Source organism: Mesorhizobium sp. C399B (genome assembly GCF_030323185.1).
In the GTDB taxonomy this organism is placed as follows: Bacteria; Pseudomonadota; Alphaproteobacteria; order Rhizobiales; family Rhizobiaceae; genus Mesorhizobium.
The window spans coordinates 1,378,079-1,395,036 of record NZ_CP100472.1 but is presented as its reverse complement, the minus strand read 5'-3'; the positions used below and the strand labels follow the sequence as shown (position 1 = coordinate 1,395,036).

At 60.1% G+C, this 16,958-nt stretch carries 13 protein-coding genes and 1 pseudogene; 9 read left to right on the top strand and 5 right to left on the bottom strand.

Annotated elements, in window-relative coordinates; genetic code table 11:
* Positions 1–184: 184 nt before the first annotated feature.
* Positions 185–490, bottom strand: a complete 306-nt coding sequence (locus NLY36_RS06700) for a hypothetical protein (RefSeq protein ID WP_156933216.1) — start codon at positions 488–490, stop codon at positions 185–187.
* An 889-nt stretch (positions 491–1,379) separates the two neighbouring features.
* Between NLY36_RS06700 and NLY36_RS06695 the strand changes: the two genes are divergently transcribed.
* The 5 genes from NLY36_RS06695 to NLY36_RS06675 all read left to right on the top strand — a co-directional run bounded on the left by NLY36_RS06695 (position 1,380) and on the right by NLY36_RS06675 (position 8,420).
* Positions 1,380–2,096, top strand: a complete 717-nt coding sequence (locus NLY36_RS06695) for a pentapeptide repeat-containing protein (RefSeq protein WP_023687777.1) — start codon at positions 1,380–1,382, stop codon at positions 2,094–2,096.
* 504 nt (positions 2,097–2,600) lie between these two features.
* Positions 2,601–3,788, top strand: a complete 1,188-nt coding sequence (locus NLY36_RS06690) for a magnesium transporter (protein ID WP_023736095.1) — start codon at positions 2,601–2,603, stop codon at positions 3,786–3,788.
* A gap of 475 nt (positions 3,789–4,263) precedes the next feature.
* Complete coding sequence (locus NLY36_RS06685; RefSeq protein ID WP_023667957.1) at positions 4,264–5,538, top strand: tetratricopeptide repeat protein; 1,275 nt, start codon at positions 4,264–4,266, stop codon at positions 5,536–5,538.
* Positions 5,535–6,359, top strand: a complete 825-nt coding sequence (locus NLY36_RS06680) for a FecR family protein (protein WP_023687780.1) — start codon at positions 5,535–5,537, stop codon at positions 6,357–6,359. Before NLY36_RS06685 ends, NLY36_RS06680 begins: the two co-directional genes overlap by 4 nt.
* A gap of 90 nt (positions 6,360–6,449) precedes the next feature.
* Positions 6,450–8,420 (top strand): CHASE2 domain-containing protein, encoded by a 1,971-nt coding sequence (locus tag NLY36_RS06675; protein ID WP_198020844.1) that lies wholly within the window; start codon positions 6,450–6,452, stop codon positions 8,418–8,420.
* An 88-nt stretch (positions 8,421–8,508) separates the two neighbouring features.
* Here the strand turns inward: NLY36_RS06675 and NLY36_RS06670 are convergent, their stop codons facing one another.
* From NLY36_RS06670 to NLY36_RS06655, 4 genes are all read right to left on the bottom strand, one after another.
* The gene (locus NLY36_RS06670; RefSeq protein WP_023736093.1) at positions 8,509–9,483 is read right to left on the bottom strand and encodes a L,D-transpeptidase family protein; all 975 of its coding nucleotides are present in this window, start codon (positions 9,481–9,483) and stop codon (positions 8,509–8,511) included.
* A gap of 314 nt (positions 9,484–9,797) precedes the next feature.
* Entirely contained in the window at positions 9,798–10,052 is a 255-nt protein-coding gene (locus NLY36_RS06665) for a hypothetical protein (protein WP_023699977.1), read from the bottom strand.
* Positions 10,053–10,276: 224 nt separating this feature from the next.
* Positions 10,277–10,480: a hypothetical protein gene (locus NLY36_RS06660; protein WP_023667962.1), complete on the bottom strand. Its 204-nt coding sequence runs from the start codon at positions 10,478–10,480 to the stop codon at positions 10,277–10,279.
* A gap of 289 nt (positions 10,481–10,769) precedes the next feature.
* Positions 10,770–11,681 carry a LysR family transcriptional regulator gene (locus NLY36_RS06655; RefSeq protein ID WP_023736092.1) on the bottom strand — a complete coding sequence of 304 codons (912 nt, stop codon included), beginning with the start codon at positions 11,679–11,681 and terminating at the stop codon, positions 10,770–10,772.
* Positions 11,682–11,857: 176 nt separating this feature from the next.
* Between NLY36_RS06655 and NLY36_RS06650 the strand changes: the two genes are divergently transcribed.
* From NLY36_RS06650 to NLY36_RS06635, 4 genes and pseudogenes are all read left to right on the top strand, one after another.
* On the top strand, positions 11,858–13,060 hold the full coding sequence (locus tag NLY36_RS06650; RefSeq protein WP_023736091.1) for an MFS transporter: 1,203 nt from the start codon (positions 11,858–11,860) through the stop codon (positions 13,058–13,060).
* Between the two features lie 292 nt (positions 13,061–13,352).
* On the top strand, positions 13,353–14,180 hold the full coding sequence (locus NLY36_RS06645) for a transporter substrate-binding domain-containing protein (RefSeq protein ID WP_023736090.1): 828 nt from the start codon (positions 13,353–13,355) through the stop codon (positions 14,178–14,180).
* Between the two features lie 143 nt (positions 14,181–14,323).
* On the top strand, positions 14,324–15,604 hold the full coding sequence (locus NLY36_RS06640) for an NAD(P)/FAD-dependent oxidoreductase (protein WP_023736089.1): 1,281 nt from the start codon (positions 14,324–14,326) through the stop codon (positions 15,602–15,604).
* A 19-nt stretch (positions 15,605–15,623) separates the two neighbouring features.
* Positions 15,624–16,588 (top strand): annotated as a pseudogene (locus NLY36_RS06635) (amino acid ABC transporter permease).
* The last annotated feature ends 370 nt before the right edge of the window (positions 16,589–16,958 follow it).

Genomic DNA, 16,958 nt, shown 5'->3' with positions numbered 1-16,958 from the left:
CAAATTTGCAAAATATGGGAGCATTTATTGATTTAGTGACCGCTAAAACGCTAAATTCAAGCAAAATTCCATAGAATGTCGCAAAAATGGCACATAAAATACCCACTGCGGTTTTTGGGTAACAGCCTTCCGAGTTTGAACAGGCAAGCGAAACCGCTCCGGGAAGGAGGACCGCAAGGCCCCCTTATGACCTATTTTCTCCTGATGGCTTGACTATTTCTGGGTGTACTTTTTCAGCGAGGTGACCGACAACATCTTGGTTGGCGGCTACAATCGGCAGGATAATCTTAGCCCGTTTGCCAAGAGCCTGGAACGGACACCCCGGCCTTTCTTCGACCTGAAGCGTGGGCATAAATCCCTGAGCCGGCGAATAAACGCCGACGACTGCTTCACTGGCCAGCGTGCCAGAATAGGGGCTCGTATGACGGCCGATCAACGACTGGGTCAACCAAGAGGTGACGGTACTTTTTGAGGCGGTTCGGTAGGCCATCGAATGCCGCAAGGTCCAAAAATCCCTCGATTGATCCCGATAGCTGGTGAAACCTCAAAATAGTTCTTGCGGCGATTTTCCGTTAAAATCAAAAGCGCAATTTTTTTGACGGTTAGTGTCCGCCTTTTCGCAGCTCAGAAAAAAATCTGACTGGAATTGAGTCATACGCTGTTTAAACAATGCGGAACGAAGTGGTCGGTTGCGCCACCACTTTGCGGGACGACATACGAGAGTTGCAGGACGAGCGCGGTCAAACATCGAGGGCCGCCGGCTCGTTAGATACCACTACTCGTTCCTCCGCGCCATTCCAACAGGCTGAACTTCGAGGCAAGTGAGCCGGTCCTGGTCCGGCGCCTCGACTCGTAAATCCATTCCACCGATCACAACTGCCTGCAAGCTGCCGCTTGTTTGTTACTTCCCAAGTCTCATCGGCCATATCGAGGCGCTAGACCGTCAGCTGGTCGCGCGCTGTTGCCACAGCTGCCGATCTGCAACCGTCCCCATTTCCGCCGTTCTGGACCCTGTCTCCCAACGTTTGCAAAACGAGGTCAGCTATGGTCGGCAGTTTGGGGTCGCGGGAGCATACGGGATGATACGGGACCTTTCAGATTTTGGCCCACCAAAATCCAGCAAAATCAACAATTTCCGTTTGCCCTCCGGGCCCACCAATAACTCACGGCTTACGCCGAACTCTTTGTTTTGTGATCGCATCCGCGAAAAAGCACTCTACCGTCAAAGCTTTTCCCCACCTCTCGATAATTTCGCAAGCTGCCGCTGGCTATCGGCGGATCGTTGATGCGCAACTGTGACGGCGGTCGTTACCGTGGCTCGAGTGTCAGCAGATGTGGTAAGGCTGATTGTCGACGAGTAGCAGAGGGGTCCAGCAACAATGACTTTGAGACGAACCAGAGCTTACGGCGGATCCGGCTTGGTTCTGGCGGTTTGCACTGTATTGGCTTGGCAAAACGCCACCGCCGCTCAAGATTGCTACGCAGCCGCGACGCCTGGCGTCAATTGGCAGGAGTGTGACAAAAAGCTTCTCATCCTGGAAGGACAGGACCTGAGCGGGGCAAACCTGTTCGGTGTTGATTTCACTTCGACCGACCTCAGGAACAGCAATCTCCTTGCGGCAAATTTTGAGAAGGCAACGCTTGTGCGCGCTTCCCTGGCCGGCTCGACCGCCAAAGGCGCCCGGTTCGACAAAATCGAGGCGTACAGGACCGACTTCAGCCAGATGGACGCGCAGGGCGCTGTGTTTACGGGCGCGGAAGTGCAGCGCTCGAATTTCCAGAACGCCAATCTGGTCAATGTTGATTTCACAAAGGCGGAATTGGGGCGTGCACAGTTCCATGACGCCGATATCAGCGGCAGCCACTTTTCGTTTGCCAATCTCGCGCGGGCGGATTTCCGAGGAGCGAAGTTCACCGCACCGATAGACTTTGACGGCGCTTTTTTCTTTCTGACCCGTATCGAGGGCCTCGATCTATCCAATTCGGCGGGTCTGTCCCAGTGGCAGCTCAACATGGCTTGTGGAGACGCCCGGACCGAGTTGCCTTCTGGCATGACGAGGCCAGAAGATTGGCCCTGTCAATTCCAGCAGGAATAGCCCGCCCGTCCGCTTCCCGCCCAAAGGCTGCCGGGCGGCAAAGCGCCTCAATTCAGTCCTCGGCCGCGGGTCAAAGCACGACACTGCGGGACATTTCCGGCAATCTCATTTACCGGCGAACGACAACGACCAAATGGAGGACGGATGCCCAAGGTCAAAGGTGATACCGCTCTGGACAAGGAGCGCGCCAAAACAGAGAAGCTCCTCAAAAAGGTTGGATACACAGCCTTGTAGGAGGCCGGTGTGGTATCCAAGCGACCCGACCTCCCAAATCTAAAGATTGAAAAGCGAGGGAAGTAGCGCGGACACTCCCATGCTGACCTGACCGAAGGCACGCCCAAAATGTAGACGTCTGCTTTGCCTTCTCAAGCTAGGAGTGTGCAGGCGGCGCTTGCGACAACCACAAAGCGGACTGCTGGGGCCGGAAGAAGCTGTCGTATTTCCGCCCCGGTGCGATCCGATACTTCACAACTTTTTCACTTTCCAATTGGGGGGCCATAGCAAATGAACGAAGAGACCGGCGTTCAGAAGTTGGTGCGCACGCTGCGTGCTCGAGCACCTGATGACGCAGCTGAATTGCTCGCTAGAGAGTCTCCCGAGTTCATCCGCGACACACTAAAGCTGTTGCCGGACGGGCACGCCCGTAAGGTGGCCGAGCATTTGCCACTGCATATGCGGCCCATCAGCTCTCATGACGGTGAGATGGGTTTCGCGATCCCCGAGTCGCTCGTCGACGTGATGGACCCGATCCCCGCCAGCGTTCCTGTCGGGACGACGGTTGCTGCCGCGGTGGAAGCTGTCAGAGGCGCCCAGGTGCCGACCGAGCTCACTTATCTCTACGTCACGGACGAGGGCAATAGACTGGTTGGCCTAGCGGTCCTGCGCGATCTGATGCTGAGCGAACCCGACGCGATTGTCGATCACATCATGCTGCCCAGGCCGTTCGCTCTTGATGTCGGTCTCTCTTTGAGTAACGCATGCAAGGCGGCGGTACGGCGTCACTATCCTGTCTATCCGGTGGTGGATGCGGAGAACCGGCTGCTCGGGCAGGTTCGCGGCTGGCGATTGTTCGAGCAGCAAATCATCGAGATTTCCGCCCAGTCTGGCCAGATGGTAGGCCTCCAGAAGGAGGAGCGCTCTTTTACGCCGCTGTTTTCAGCCTTCCTGAAGCGTCATCCGTGGCTGCAGTTGAATCTCCTGACGGCCTTCATGGCCGCATTCGTGGTCAGTTCGTTCACAGGCACGATCGAGAAGATCGTTGCTCTGGCGGCGTTTCTCCCGGTCTTGGCCGGGCAGAGCGGAAACACCGGCTGCCAGGCACTGGCTATGACCCTGCGTGGCCTTGCCCTGGGGGATGTGGACAAACGACCGAAGCTGCACTTGGTGATGAGAGAGGGCGCGCTCGCGGCCGCCAACGGCGTGCTCGTCGGCGTTGTTGCGGCTGCGGCGATGTGGTTCTATGCCTCGAGGCAACCGGCGTCGGCGGCGCAGGCGCCGATGCTGGCACTTGTGATCCTGCTTGCCATGTCCGGATCGTGCCTCATGTCCGGCATCTCCGGCGTGCTGATCCCGTTGGGCCTGCGCCGGGTAGGCGCCGATCCGGCGGTCGCCTCGGCGATCTTCCTCACCACCGTGACCGATATTGTAGGCATGGGCCTGATGCTGGGGCTGGCCACCATGCTCGTGCTGTAGCAAGCTGCGTGCGGTGACGCGTCCCTGGGCGTTGAGGCAATGAGCTGACCTCGCGTTCAAAGAAATTGCAAGACCCGGGCCGAATCGCACACGCCTCGTGAGAAGCACCTCCGGCAGCTCTCCGTCCCTTGCGAAACGCGACGGAAGGCCTTTGGAGAAGCCGTGGGTGACCTTGAAGCCTGGTGACCAGATACGCAGGATCGCCCACCCAATATTAATCTTGTCGGCTGTGCGATCCACTACTGATGAGATTTGATTTTGTTAAGCCTTGGGCCAAATACTTCAATCACGTGCAGCAATGTTGAGAAGAGTTTTTGACAATCAGCGCAGCCGAAATAGGAATAAACCCGATATCTTGTTGCGCAGCTGCAACAGCTGCTGAGGACTCGCATAAGTCCGGCGACCGTTCAGTCGCCTTTTTCTTGCAGTCGTGCTAAATCCCTCGCACTAGTCGGGTTTGGGGTGGGTTCTCGGCATGCAATCTTCGTTTCGAACGATCTTCGGCTTCGCCGCAGCGCTGCTTTGTGCCGGCGTGTTGCCGGCCGGCGCACAAGGTCTTTTTGGGGCCTATGACGATGCGTTTGCGGCCCGCATCGCCAGTCCGGCCGACAATGGAACGCTCGCCCAATTCGTCACGGTTGCGGTCAACGCTGGGCAATACGATCAGGCGATCTCCTCGATCGAGCAGTATCTGATCCAGTACCCCCGCGATGCGCGCGCCCGGCTTGCGGCCAGCCGGTTGTATTACCATGTCGGGTCCTATGAATTGGCCCGGCGGCAGGTGCAGTACGGCATCGAAGTCGGGGGTCTGACCGCAAGTGAGCAACAGGAAGCTGTTCGCCTGCTCGCCCGCATCGAGCGCGCGTTGCGTGGCGTCACCTGGGAACTCGCCCTGACCGGCGGCGTATTCAGCGCATTCACCGATTTTGAGCCAGGCGGGGCGCAGGACGACGACAGCTTCGTCTCGCCTTACGGGCAGGCGGAAGGTTTTGTGCGGTGGGACCTCGGCACGCCAAGTGCCGACGCGCTCGTTCTTTCGGGGTCGTTGACCGCGACTGAGCGCCTTTTCACGGAAGACCTGTCGGTTCCGGGTGGCGAGAAGACTTTTATCCACGGCAACGCAGCGATAACCTGGGACAAGGGACTGCCCAACAGCGGGATCGATTCGCTGCGCCTGCTGCTTTCCGCGTTCACCGTTACGGATCGTTTCGACAGCGACATTTACGAAACCGGTATCGGCCTCAGTGGACGTTTCGTCGTTCGCCCGACGGTCGAGACGACGCTCTTCGCCGGTGGCGGCTACATCGATCTAAGCGCCTCGCAAGGCATTTTCGCGGATAGCAGGGTCTTCTATGAGGCAGGCGGCAGCTACCGCTTCCGCAATGGCCAGGCGCTCGGCTTGCGCTTTGTCGGCTCGAATGACTTCGCTTCCGGATCGGGCGAAATCAGCCGCAGCTATACGGGCGAGGTCCGCTATGGTGGCCTGTTGATGAACGTACCGGATTTTTTCGCATGGTCGCACCAGATCGCCTTATCGGCCGGCCACAGCGACACTCCCGATCTGTCCGTCGGCATCGGCACAAATATCAAGAGCGACTTCTGGCGCATTGCCTCGGAAAGCGATTTTCAGCTGACGGAAGCGCAGAAGATCAGCGTCGATCTCGCCTACCGCAAAACCAACTTCGCCCTCGCCAACCGCGACCGAAAATCGTTCGAAATGCTCATGAGCTATACGTTGACGCTCAATTGAAAGAGGCCGCGATGAGGTATCATCAGATCGTCATTTTTATCGCCTGCCTCGCCTTCGCGGCACCATCCGCTGCTGAGACGGTCGGGTCGATGACGGCCTACCAGACCATCATCGTCCGCAATAACGGCGGGACGATGAACGTTGGCGCCGGCGTCGAACTCGGCGACCAGTTGCGCAGCAATCCCACCGGTCTCGGAATGCTGGTGTTCCGGGATGAATCGAGCGCCAAAATTGGTCCAAACACCAGCCTGACGATCGATGAGTTCGTCTACAATCCGGGCTCCGGGTCGGGAAAGATCGACATCGGGATGAACAGCGGCCTGGCCCGTTTTTATGGCGGCCAGGTTTCGAAAGGGGGCGTCATGCAGGTTGCGACGCCGCACATGGTGCTCGGAGCGAGAGGCGGCATCATCGAAGTGCTGGTGGCAGCCGGCCAGACCGTCGGCATATTGCGCGCCGGCCGCATGACCTGCACGATCAATGGCAAACGGCTGGTCATCACGAACCCGGGCTACGCCTGCACGTCGGACGATGGCAAGCTTCTGGCCGGCTACGGCGGCATCGACGCCTTCCCGATCTTGGACAGTATCGACCGGATAGCGGGAACCGGCCTGCCGGGCGCACCGGGTCCTGGGTTGGACGTAAGCGCAATTTGTGCGTCGGCTCTAGGCTCCTCGCTCAAAGTCTGCGGGTCCAGGGACGGCGCACTGCCAGGAGTGGTCATGGAATTCCCTGACAGCCCAACGCCACCTGCGGGCAGCGGGGGGCGGCGGGGCGAGTGTGAGGGTGAGGGTTGCTGCTACTACTACAACTGCGATTAGGCCTGACTGCACGAGATGAGCCACTCGGTCGGTAGGCGCTGGGCTGATTGGCGGCAAGCCGGCAGACGCAAAATATCCGGCCTTGTGGTCGTGCTCCTGCTGCTCGCTTGCCATTTGGCTTTTGACGGGCCGTTGTCGCGCCTGCGTGAGCGGACGTACGACTTCTATCAGTTTCTCGCCCCACGTCAGGCGACGAGCAATCCTGTCGTGATCGTCTCGATAGACGACGCCAGCCTCAAGGCACATGGGCGATGGCCCTGGAACCGTGGCCTCTTGGCCGATCTGGTCAATGGCATCACGCAGTCCGGTGCGGCGGTGGTCGGGCTTGCGCTGGTACTCCCCGAGGCTGACACCTCGCCTGAGGGCATGGCCGGAGACAAGCGCCTGGCAGCGGCGCTGTCCAAAAATCGAACGGCGCTTGCCGTCAGCCTGGGCAATGAAGCGACGGTTTCAGAAGCAGAACCCAAAGCCGGCTGGTCGATCGTCGGGCAAGTACCCGATACACTTCCCGGCTTCACCGGTCTTACCGGGTCGCTTGCCGAATTCTCGAACGCCGCCGCAGGCCTCGGCGTGATTCGCACCTTGCCCGATCCCGACGGCGTACTGCGCCATGTGCCGCTGCTCTGGCTTCGCAATACCCCTCAACGCGCGCAGCTGTGGCCGTCTTTCGCACTCGAGCTCCTGCGCCTTTACGCTGGACAGGACGGTTACACAGCCCGGATGAATGCAGCCGGGTTCGACGCACTCAGGATGGCAGGCGCCATTGTGCCGCTCGAGCCGGAGGGGAGCATCCGCCTCTGGGAAACCGCCACGGACACGCCTCGCCTGTCTGCCAGCACTATCCTTTCGGGCCATGGCGATCCGCGGCTGCGGGACGCCATCGCCATTGTCGACCTGTCGGCTGTGGGCCTGACGCAGTACCTGCCCACGCCGACGAGTCCAGCGCGACCAGGAGCGGAGATCCACGCCGATGCGATCGGCCAGATGCTTGCCGGGCGCTTCCTGGCAGAGCCAGCGCACGCGCGTATGCTCGAGCGGCTCTGGTTTCTCCTCAGTGCCCTCGTTTTCATCGGGGTTTCCGGAGTGCTCGCCGGGCGTGTCGTGCTTGGCGCCATCTCCCTGGCGCTGCTGGCCGTCACGCCGTTCGTGTTCGGCGCTCTCGAGTACAGCCTGCAGGGTGCACTCTATGACCCGCTGCAGCCGGCGCTTGCAACCATCATGGTTGCGGGCTTCGAAGGCTATGTCCTCTACAGGCGCAGCGAGCAGCGCCGGTCCACCCTGACGCGACAGTTCTCCCAATATCTGTCGCCCTCCGTGGTGCAGCGCCTCGCAAGCTCGGACACCGAGGCAATCCTGTCCGGCGAGAAGCGCGAGATCACAATTTTGATCAGCGACATACGTGGCTTCACGACCATGAGCGAACAGCTCGACACCCAAGAGATCGCCAAGGTGGTCAACCATTTCCTCGGCATTGCGACCGATGAGATCCTCAAGCGCGACGGCACCATCGACAAGTTCATGGGCGATGCGGTGCTGGCCTTCTGGAACGCACCGCTAGATCAACCCGATCATCGTGAGCGTGCGCTCGACGCGGGCCTGGCCCTTATCGAGCGGGTGAGGCGCGAAGACGCCGCCTTCACCGCGGATGGCCATCGCTCCATCGAAATCGGCGTCGCCATCGAGACCGGCATCTGCTCGGTAGGCAATTTCGGCTCCGAACGGCGCTTCGATTACACCGCGATCGGCTCCCCCGTGAACCGCGCGGCACGGCTCGAATCGACGACCAAGAAGCTGGGCATCCCCCTGGTGCTTGGACCCGGCTTTGCGGCAGCAGCATCGATGCCGGTCGTCCAGGCGGGCGCCTTTGAGCTCCAGGGTTTCAAGGGCGAGGTGCCGGTTTTCACCGTTCCGGAGATGCAAGCTGCTCAACAAGGTATGAGCCGCGAAGTAGAGAGCCAACGTGGTGAGCAATCTGGCGCCCCCGCCATGGTGGTTGGTTCGCCGCCATCCGTGCAAATGGCGCCGCTTGACCTGACACCCCGAACCCGGAGCATCCGCTGATCGGATCCAGCGGATCGCAAGATGCAATTGTCACGGGCACAGACGGACATCTTGTTTCGGCGACCATCGAGGGATGCGACGGCTTGCGTCACTCGTCCTTGAAAGTCACCTTCATATGTTTGTGCACCATTGAGGCGAGGTCCTCGGCATCCCAGTTCGTTAGCCTGATGCAGCCGTGAGAGAAGGTCTTCCCGATCTTGCCGGGTTCGGGCGTGCCGTGAATGCCGTAGCTTTCGATGGAGAGGTCGATCCAGATTGATCCCACGGGATTGTTAGGGCCGGCAGCAATGGTGAAGGGCCGCTTGGTTTTGACTCCCTTGAATGCAAAATCGGGATCGTAGTGATAGGTCGGGTTGTGCACCACCCTTTGGATCTCTGCCTGCCCACTTGGTGCCGGCTTCTCGTCGCTCCCGATCGAGGCAGGGTAGACGGCAAACGCTTTATTGGAGGGGTCGAGCACGCGCACCTGATGAGCGCCTTTGTCGACTTCGACGCCGGCAATGGTGGCGGGAGGTTCACCCCGGCCAACATCTGGTACCAGCAGCGTGGTTCCAGCTTTCCTGAATCCGGTGCCTGGGTTTAGCCTCCTGAGCAATGGTTCGCTCACATGGAAGCGCTCCGCCAGCTTCTCGATCGAGTCGTGATAGCCAAGCCTTCTCAGGCGAGCCATCCTCTCCATGCGCCCCGGAATGCGTTTGGTGAAGGGGCCGCGTACATCTTTGCGGGTCAGTTCATAGGTGATCAGAGCTGGGCTGGTGGAGGTTGCCATCAGCTTGTCCCAAGTCGCCTGGGTGAGCTTGCCATCTGGGGCCAGTCCGTTCGACGCCTGGAAGGCCTTGACCGCCTTGGCGAAGTTCTCTCCAAGGCGGCCGTCGATGAGCCCCGGTGAGAAGCGCGCACGATCCAAAAAAATTTGCGCCTTCAGCACGGCAGGATCGAGCCCTTTCGGATCGCCGGCGGAGAATTGCGCCTGATTTACCGCGGCTAGGTCCAGCTTGGCCGCCTCCGTCCCGCCGCATGCGAAGGCGAGTGCAATGGCGAGGAGGAGAAGGAGCCTGATCATCGATGTCACTCCTTACGTTAAATCGCACCTGATCTGCTTCTATGACGCGCTGTGGCAGATCTGGTTCCATTCGCCGGTAGGAGGATCCTAGGCAACCTGCCTTACGCTGCCGACCGGTCCGAGACGTTCGATGCCCGTGACTTGCCCCTCACGAGAGGCGTTGCTGGCCGCGCAGATCGGCAGTGTAAAAATGGTCTGGCCATGTTGACGTGAGCTTCTACCTTCAAACTGCCCACTACCTGGACCGGCAGTCAAATGGTCTCAGGGCAGCAAGTGAGGAGATGCGCTGGGAACCGGCTTGTCGGGCGGGTATTCTATTGATCTTCGGTATCGATAGATCCATGTTCCGTCGTCACTGTGATCGCGTTGTCGCCCGCGATTGCTCTAGCGTATTCGAAGCGCTCCAACTTCTGTTCTGCCGATAGGCCTTTGAACATCGCGGTGGCCGAGTTCGTGATTTTGAAGTCGCCGCAACTCGGACAGCGAAACTCCCGGATATCACCAACTGTCTCCGAATTAACGAGCGCCTGCTCATCTGTAATCGGGCAAATTGCGGCCATCCAAGCCATCGTGGTCCTCCGTCCTAAGGCCGTCCTCGATTACCCAAAAGGCATCGTCGAGTGCAAAATCCATTTCTGCCGACGCTCACCCCACCTGGAGTACTCCACCGAGTCGATTGCGCTCTCCACTCTCCAACCCGGAATGTGGATTAAAGCCAGTTCTTCGGCGAGCGATTTGCTGGTGGGCGGTAGGCGCTCTCGCTCTGGAGCCTCTCCCAAACGATCGGAGATGTTCATGTAGCGTCGGGCAGGACCGAAGGGCCGGAACGTGGCGTTTTCATCTCTTCGGCAATCACCAGTAGCGCCTCCAGAGCGACGGCGATCCCCGACATCACCGTACTTATGTCTGCGCTGCCGCCGAGCGTCGAAAGTTCGGCCGCTCGCGTTTGCATGCTTTGGCTCAGCTCTTGTAACTTCAGGCGCAGCTCGTCATCCATGTATGTTCTCCAAGCTTGACGCTGGAGGAACGCGCTTGCTTACAACCCGTTCCGCCGGTGGCCGCAGAGAACCAGAGACACCGCAGATGCTACAACTTGCGCTTTGGCGGCGCTTAGGATGGGCGGTGGATTGAGCCTCAGCGACTGACCGTCGGCAAATAGCGGATGCTTCAGTCTCGAAAAGGTGCTGGACGGCTCGATATGCACCGCCCCTTGGCCCTGGGTGCTGGTCCCATGCACAGTAAGGCCGTGCAAGTGCGCGCGGCCTCTGGGCTCAACATTCCAGTCGTCATGGTCCAAAGTTGTCCCAAGGTGGGTTCTCACCAAAGTGGGCGGCGAGAAGCGTTACGAAGCTTTGAACTTTGGCGGAAAGATGCCTGCTTGACGGGTACATCGCGTAGATCGACCGGCTTACCGGCTTGAACTGGGGCATCACTGTCTCCAGTTGGCCCGAACGAATGGCTTCTCCAACAAGGAAAGTGGGGCAAAGTACTATGCCTGCTCCACCCAGCGCCGCATCGCGCAGGAGCTGCCCGTTCGTTGCCGTCATCCGTGCAGTGATTTTTACCGCCACTTCCCCCTTTGGTCCGTCGAACCGCCATTTTCCGCGGCTGGCGCGCAACGCGTAGTCCAGACAATCATGGTCGTGGAGATCCGACGGCTTTGTGGGACGCCCGCGTCTGTCCAGATAATCGCGCGAAGCGCAGACCACCTCGCGTGAAGGCGCGATTCGGCGAGCAACCAGATTGGAAACCGTGAGTGGAGCGATGCGTACCGCGACATCCAGGCCCTCTTCCACGATGTCAACCACACGGTCGTCCAACACCAACTCAACCGACACCTCCGGGTAGACCGCGAGATATTCTGCAACGACTCTCCCAAGGTGCATCGCGCCGAAGGAGATCGGCGCGCTGACACGCAGTGAGCCGGTGGGACGTGTCTTGCTCTCGGCCGCGCTCGTACGAACTTCCTCGACATCCTCGATTATGCGCAGACTGCGCTCGTAGACGGAGGCGCCGAGCTCTGTCAGGCTTATGCGCCGGGTCGTCCGGTTGAGAAGGCGTGCGCCAAGCCACTCTTCCAGCATCTGGACATGTTTGCTCACGGCCGCTGGCGATAGTCGCATCCGCTTGGCCCCTCCAGCGAAGCTGCCTTCACTGACGACGTTGGCAAACACGGTCATGCTGGTCAGCCGGTCCAACTGCAATCACCTGTTTCATTCACGTTTCGTGAATTCACCATCCATATTTTCCCCGATTATCAATCCGCAGTGGACAGATTATCTGAAGCCAGGCGGGGATCAATTGCCCGATCCGTCTCTCTAACGTTTGCCCGAAACGTCGGCGTCGAGTGCCTTCTCGCGGGCTGGAGGTGATCATGTCTCTGACCAAAGCAGCCCTTCAGGAGAAACAGGGAGCCACTGTTCGCATGTGGCTCTCCGTGCTCACCGTATCGCTGGGTATTTTTTCGATGATCACTGCGGAGCAACTCCCTGTGGGGCTGATTCCGGCAATTTCTTCCGAGTTGAATGTCTCTATTGGGAGTGGCGGTCTCACGGTGACGATACCCGGCGTAATTGCGGCGTTCGCTTCTATCGGTTTGCCGTTGGCAGTGGGGAGGCTCGACCGGCGTATTCTGATGGCGGGCCTGCTCGCGGCAATGGCTGCGGCGAGCGTGATTTCAGCGCTCGCAACGAACTTTCCCGTTCTGCTCGCGTCCAGGCTGCTCGTCGGGATCACCATCGGTGGCTTTTGGGCGATAGCCGGGAGCATCGCAGTACGCCTTGTTCCTGGACCGTCCGTGCCGCGCGCCATGACTATTGTCTTCGGCGGTGTAAGTGCCGCTGCGGTGCTGGGCGTGCCGGCCGGCACGATCATCGGTGATCTAGTCGGCTGGCGCGGCGCGTTCTGGTCTCTCGCCGGCCTGAGCTTTGCCATATTGCTCGCCGCCCTGCTTGTGCTTCCGAAGCTGGAGGCGGCGGAGCCTGTGGAGGTGAAAGCCCTGCGTGCGCAATTGCGCAATCCCGCCCTTCTGGCGGGCGTGGTTGCGACGGCACTGCTGGTGGCTGCTCACTACGGTGCCTACACCTTCGTGAGCCCGGTGTTGCTGGAGGTCTCGGGCGTCACTGCAGGGAGCATAGGCTGGCTACTGTTGGGGTATGGCATTCTCGGAATGATTGGCAACGCCGTCGCAGGCGTCTGGGCCGCCAAATCCGTCGGTCGCACATTGGCCTGCGTCGTCATTGGGCTCGGCGCCACGCTGGCTCTCTTCCCGTTACTCGGGGTCACGCCGCTCACAGGAACCATCCTGCTGCTGGTGTGGGGCTTCGCGTATGGCGCGGCGCCCATCACGCTGCAGACGTGGGTGCTGAGTGCAGCACCAGAAAGCGCGGAGACCGCGACGGCCATCTACTGCTTCACTTTCAATTTTGCCATCTCCGTGGGTACCCTAGCGACCAGTCAGATCGTCGACACGATGGGCGTGAACAGGGTCCTCTGGGTCGACTCCGCCATCATCCTGCTGGTGCTGCTGCCGGTGTGCCGCGCACCCATGCTTAACCGGAACATCGGAAACTCGTAGACAGCAAGCCATCCTGTGCCGCCCATCTGATGTGATAGGTTGAAGTAGATCTTCGTTTCCTCTGTCTTGAAAGTCACGCGCGTCACATCAAACGCGGGTTCCGCCGCACCGTACGGGTGCCGATGCTTTGCGCCCCCGGAGGACAACTGGCTACTTGAAAAAGGACTTGATCCCCTCGTCGATATGTGTGCTGATATGAGATCGATCTCATGCCGCGCTCTGAATTGCTGTTCTCTACGGGAGCGCGCTCTGGGAAGCATATGTCTGAATGACGATGAAGAGGGAGGTTCAAGTGAGGAAATTGATCGCGTGGCTGGCCTTGGCCACTACCACGCTCGCGTTCGCGTCTGCGGCGTCGGCGGGTGAAACCATCGACCGGGTTACCTCGAAGAAGGCAATGGTGGTCGCCACAAACAGCGGTTGGCCGCCGCAGAGTTTCCTCGACGACAGCAATCAGTTGGTCGGCTTCGATATCGACGTCTCGAAGGAGATCGCACGGCGCCTCGGTGTGGAGGTCAGTTTCGACACGCCGGACTGGGCGACGATGACGGGCGGCCATTGGCAGGGACGCTACGATCTGGGTGTCGGCTCGGTGACGCCGACCAAAGCGCGGGCCAAGGTGATCGATTTCGAAGGCATCTATTATTATAGCCCCTACGTTTACGTGGTTCACAAGGACAGCCCGGCCAAATCGGTCGCCGACCTGAACGGCAAGATCATCGGCGTCGAGACCGCCACCACGTCGGAGGATTTCATCCGTAGACAACTCGAGATCGATGCTCCCGGCCTGCCGCCCATCGAATACAAGCTGGAGCCCGGTGAGATCAGGACTTTCGCCGACTCAATGCTGCCGTTCGACGATTTGAGGCTCGGCGACGGCGTGCGCCTCAACGCGGTCATCGCACCAGAACAGACGGCTCAGAACGCGATAAAGAACGGCTACCCGTTGCGTGTCCTGGAAGGCGGCTATGCCTTCCGTGAGCCACTGGTGGTGATCGCGGAAAAAGGTGATGCCGAGTGGAATGCCAAGATCGGCGGCATTCTCGACGAGATGAAGAAGGACGGTACCCTCGCGAAACTGACCACCAAGTGGTACGGCAAGGATTACAGCGCCGACTGAGGAGCGTCGTGGATAAAGCTTGAGCGGGATGCATTCAATTGAACATCCCGCTCCATCTGTTTTGTTTCAGCCGCATTTCCACGACACCGGGCGCTCCGCCTGCCTGCAAAATGCTCTAGTGCCGCCACCTCATCATATTGATCATGACATGTCCTGACACCTATTACCGACGCACGCTTGCCGACAACACCATCAGACCGCCGCTGAGCGGCGTTTCCGAGTGCGAGACAGTCGTTGTCGGCGGCGGACTGGCCGGCCTGACGACGGCGTTGCAGCTGGCTCGCGCCGGCCAGCAGGTCGTCGTGCTTGAGGCGCAGCGGATAGGCTTCGGCGCCTCCGGTCGCAATGGCGGCTTCGTCAATCCCGGTTTCGCCACCGGCACCGACAACATCGCCGCGATGGCCGGCGTCGACGCGGCACAAAAACTGCACCGCCTGTCCATCGAAGGCGTCGACTTCGTGCGGCAGACGATCCGCGATCTCGACATCAAGGCGGCAGAGCCGCGCTCCGGTATATTGAGCGTGCTTCGCCACGATGGCGGCACCGCGCTCAAGGCATATGCCGAGCAACTGGCGCGGGATTTCGACTACCGGCTCGACTATCTCGATCGCGACCAGGTGCGAGCAGTGCTGCATTCCGATCGCTACCACCAAGGCCTGCGCGATCCCAGCGCCTTCCACATGCATCCGCTTAACTATCTGCGCGCCGTTGCGAGCGAGATCGAGCGGCTGGGCGGCAGGATATACGAGAGAACGGCTGCCGTTGAAGCCAACCTTGACGGCGCCGAAAAGGTCTTGCGCACCGACAGCGGCGAAGTGCGCGCCCGCCAGGCCGTAGTTGCCACCGGCGGATATACGGGCCCACTGGTCGGCCGGCTGCAGCGGGCATTCCTGCCTATCGCCACTTACGTTATGGTGAGCGAGGAGGCGCCTGACCTCATCGCCAAGGCGATTACGACGACCGACGCCGTCGGCGATAACCGTCGCGCAGGCGATTATTACCGTGTTGTCGAAGGCGGCAGGCGGCTGCTCTGGGGAGGGCGCATCACCACCCGGGCAGCCTCATCGGGCGTGTTGGCGAGGCAATTGCGCCGTGAGATGGTCACTACTTATCCGCAGCTCGAACACCTCAAGACCGAACTCGCCTGGTCCGGGCTCATGTCTTATGCCCGGCACATGATGCCCCAGATAGGCCCGTTGCAGCCGGGCGTCTGGTACCTCACGGCTTTTGGTGGCCATGGCATCAACACCACGGCGATCGCCGGCAAGTTGATCGCCGAAGCCATGCTGGGACAATCGGACCGCTACCGGCTGTTCACACCCTTCGGCCTTGCCTGGGCGGGCGGCCCGGCTGGACTTGCGGTTGCGCAACTCACCTACTGGAAGCTGCAGGCGCAGGATTGGTGGCGCGAGCGGGCCCGCTGACCGCAGGGAGATCGAAGACGTGATCGGCCGACTATTGCTCAACCACCCGGACGCGGCGCGCCGCGTTGGCGTGTTCTTCGTGCTCGCCGCCATCGCCGCCGGCCTGTATGGGCTCGGCATCAAAGCCAGTTGGCTCGGCAAGCTCGTTCCGTGGTCCGTCGAGTGGCTCGCCGCCAACCCGGACGTCGGGCGGGCGGTCTCGGCGGTGCTGATCGCATTGATCTTGGTGGCGAACTGGAACGCGCTGCGGTATCTCAGCCGCAAACAGCAGATTGTGGCAGTCTGGATAGAGCTGTTCGTGTTGCTAATGTTGTTTTTCTATTCCTTCGACCTGTCCTTCGCGTTCATCGCCAAGAAGATCGGCTTCCTTGTCTCGAAGGGTGTGGTGACGACCCTCTACATTTCGGCCATTTCGATCGCCATCGCCACCCTCATCGCCTTCGTTGGCGCCATCGCCAAACTTTCCCGCAACGGCGTGGTCTATGGCTTGGCGACCTTCTATACCTCTCTGTTTCGTGGCTTGCCGTTGTTGATGCAGATCTACATCATCTATCTCGGCCTGCCGCAGATTGGCTACGTGATCGGCGCCGTGCCGGCCGGCATCATGGCGCTGTCGCTCTGCTACGGCGCGTACATGACCGAGATCTTCCGCGCCGGCATCGAAAGCATCTCGCGCGGCCAGACCGAGGGTGCTACGGCACTCGGCCTTAGCGCTAACCAGACGATGTTCCTGGTGATCCTGCCGCAGGCGATGCGGGTCATCGTGCCGCCAACCGGCAACCAGTTCATTGCGATGCTGAAGGATTCTTCGCTGGTCTCGGTGGTCGGGGTCTGGGAGATCATGTATCTCGCACGCACGCAGGGCCAGACCGAGTTCCGCCACATCGAGATGCTCATCACCGCCTCGATGATCTATTGGCTGCTCTCGTCGAGTTCCTGCAGTCGCGGATCGAGGACCGGTTTGGGCGCTCACTCAAGCGCTGATCGTCATCCGTGATCTTCGCCAAAGCGAGTTGCACAGCACCGCAACAGCCAGCTTCGGAGAGCAACTGCAGATTGTACGCGAAAGCACGCCGTTCGGCGACGTCGTCAAGGGTGAATCAGCCCGGTGTTTCAGTGGCTTAGCCCGATCGGAGGGCAGAATAGAGCAAGTGCTGGACGAGCATGTTCGTTGGCCGGCCTCCCGGCAACTACGACCGATTGCTGGACGCTATGTATCAATGGTAGCCGAGTTCGCCACGTGGTTCGCTAGGCAGTGGTTTGCGCGTTACCAGCCGCGCGACTCGGTCCATACCCTGCACAGCCAAACGCACCGGCGAGGCTTCCCGGGAATGAAGCTCGGCATGGTGTTTCG

Coding starts and splice junctions, on each gene's coding strand:
- NLY36_RS06700 (WP_156933216.1), bottom strand. CDS start 490: ATGGCCTACCGAACCGCCTCAAAAAGTACCGTCACCTCTTGGTTGACC.
- NLY36_RS06695 (WP_023687777.1), top strand. CDS start 1,380: ATGACTTTGAGACGAACCAGAGCTTACGGCGGATCCGGCTTGGTTCTG.
- NLY36_RS06690 (WP_023736095.1), top strand. CDS start 2,601: ATGAACGAAGAGACCGGCGTTCAGAAGTTGGTGCGCACGCTGCGTGCT.
- NLY36_RS06685 (WP_023667957.1), top strand. CDS start 4,264: ATGCAATCTTCGTTTCGAACGATCTTCGGCTTCGCCGCAGCGCTGCTT.
- NLY36_RS06670 (WP_023736093.1), bottom strand. CDS start 9,483: ATGATCAGGCTCCTTCTCCTCCTCGCCATTGCACTCGCCTTCGCATGC.
- NLY36_RS06665 (WP_023699977.1), bottom strand. CDS start 10,052: ATGGCTTGGATGGCCGCAATTTGCCCGATTACAGATGAGCAGGCGCTC.
- NLY36_RS06660 (WP_023667962.1), bottom strand. CDS start 10,480: ATGGATGACGAGCTGCGCCTGAAGTTACAAGAGCTGAGCCAAAGCATG.
- NLY36_RS06650 (WP_023736091.1), top strand. CDS start 11,858: ATGTCTCTGACCAAAGCAGCCCTTCAGGAGAAACAGGGAGCCACTGTT.
- NLY36_RS06640 (WP_023736089.1), top strand. CDS start 14,324: ATGACATGTCCTGACACCTATTACCGACGCACGCTTGCCGACAACACC.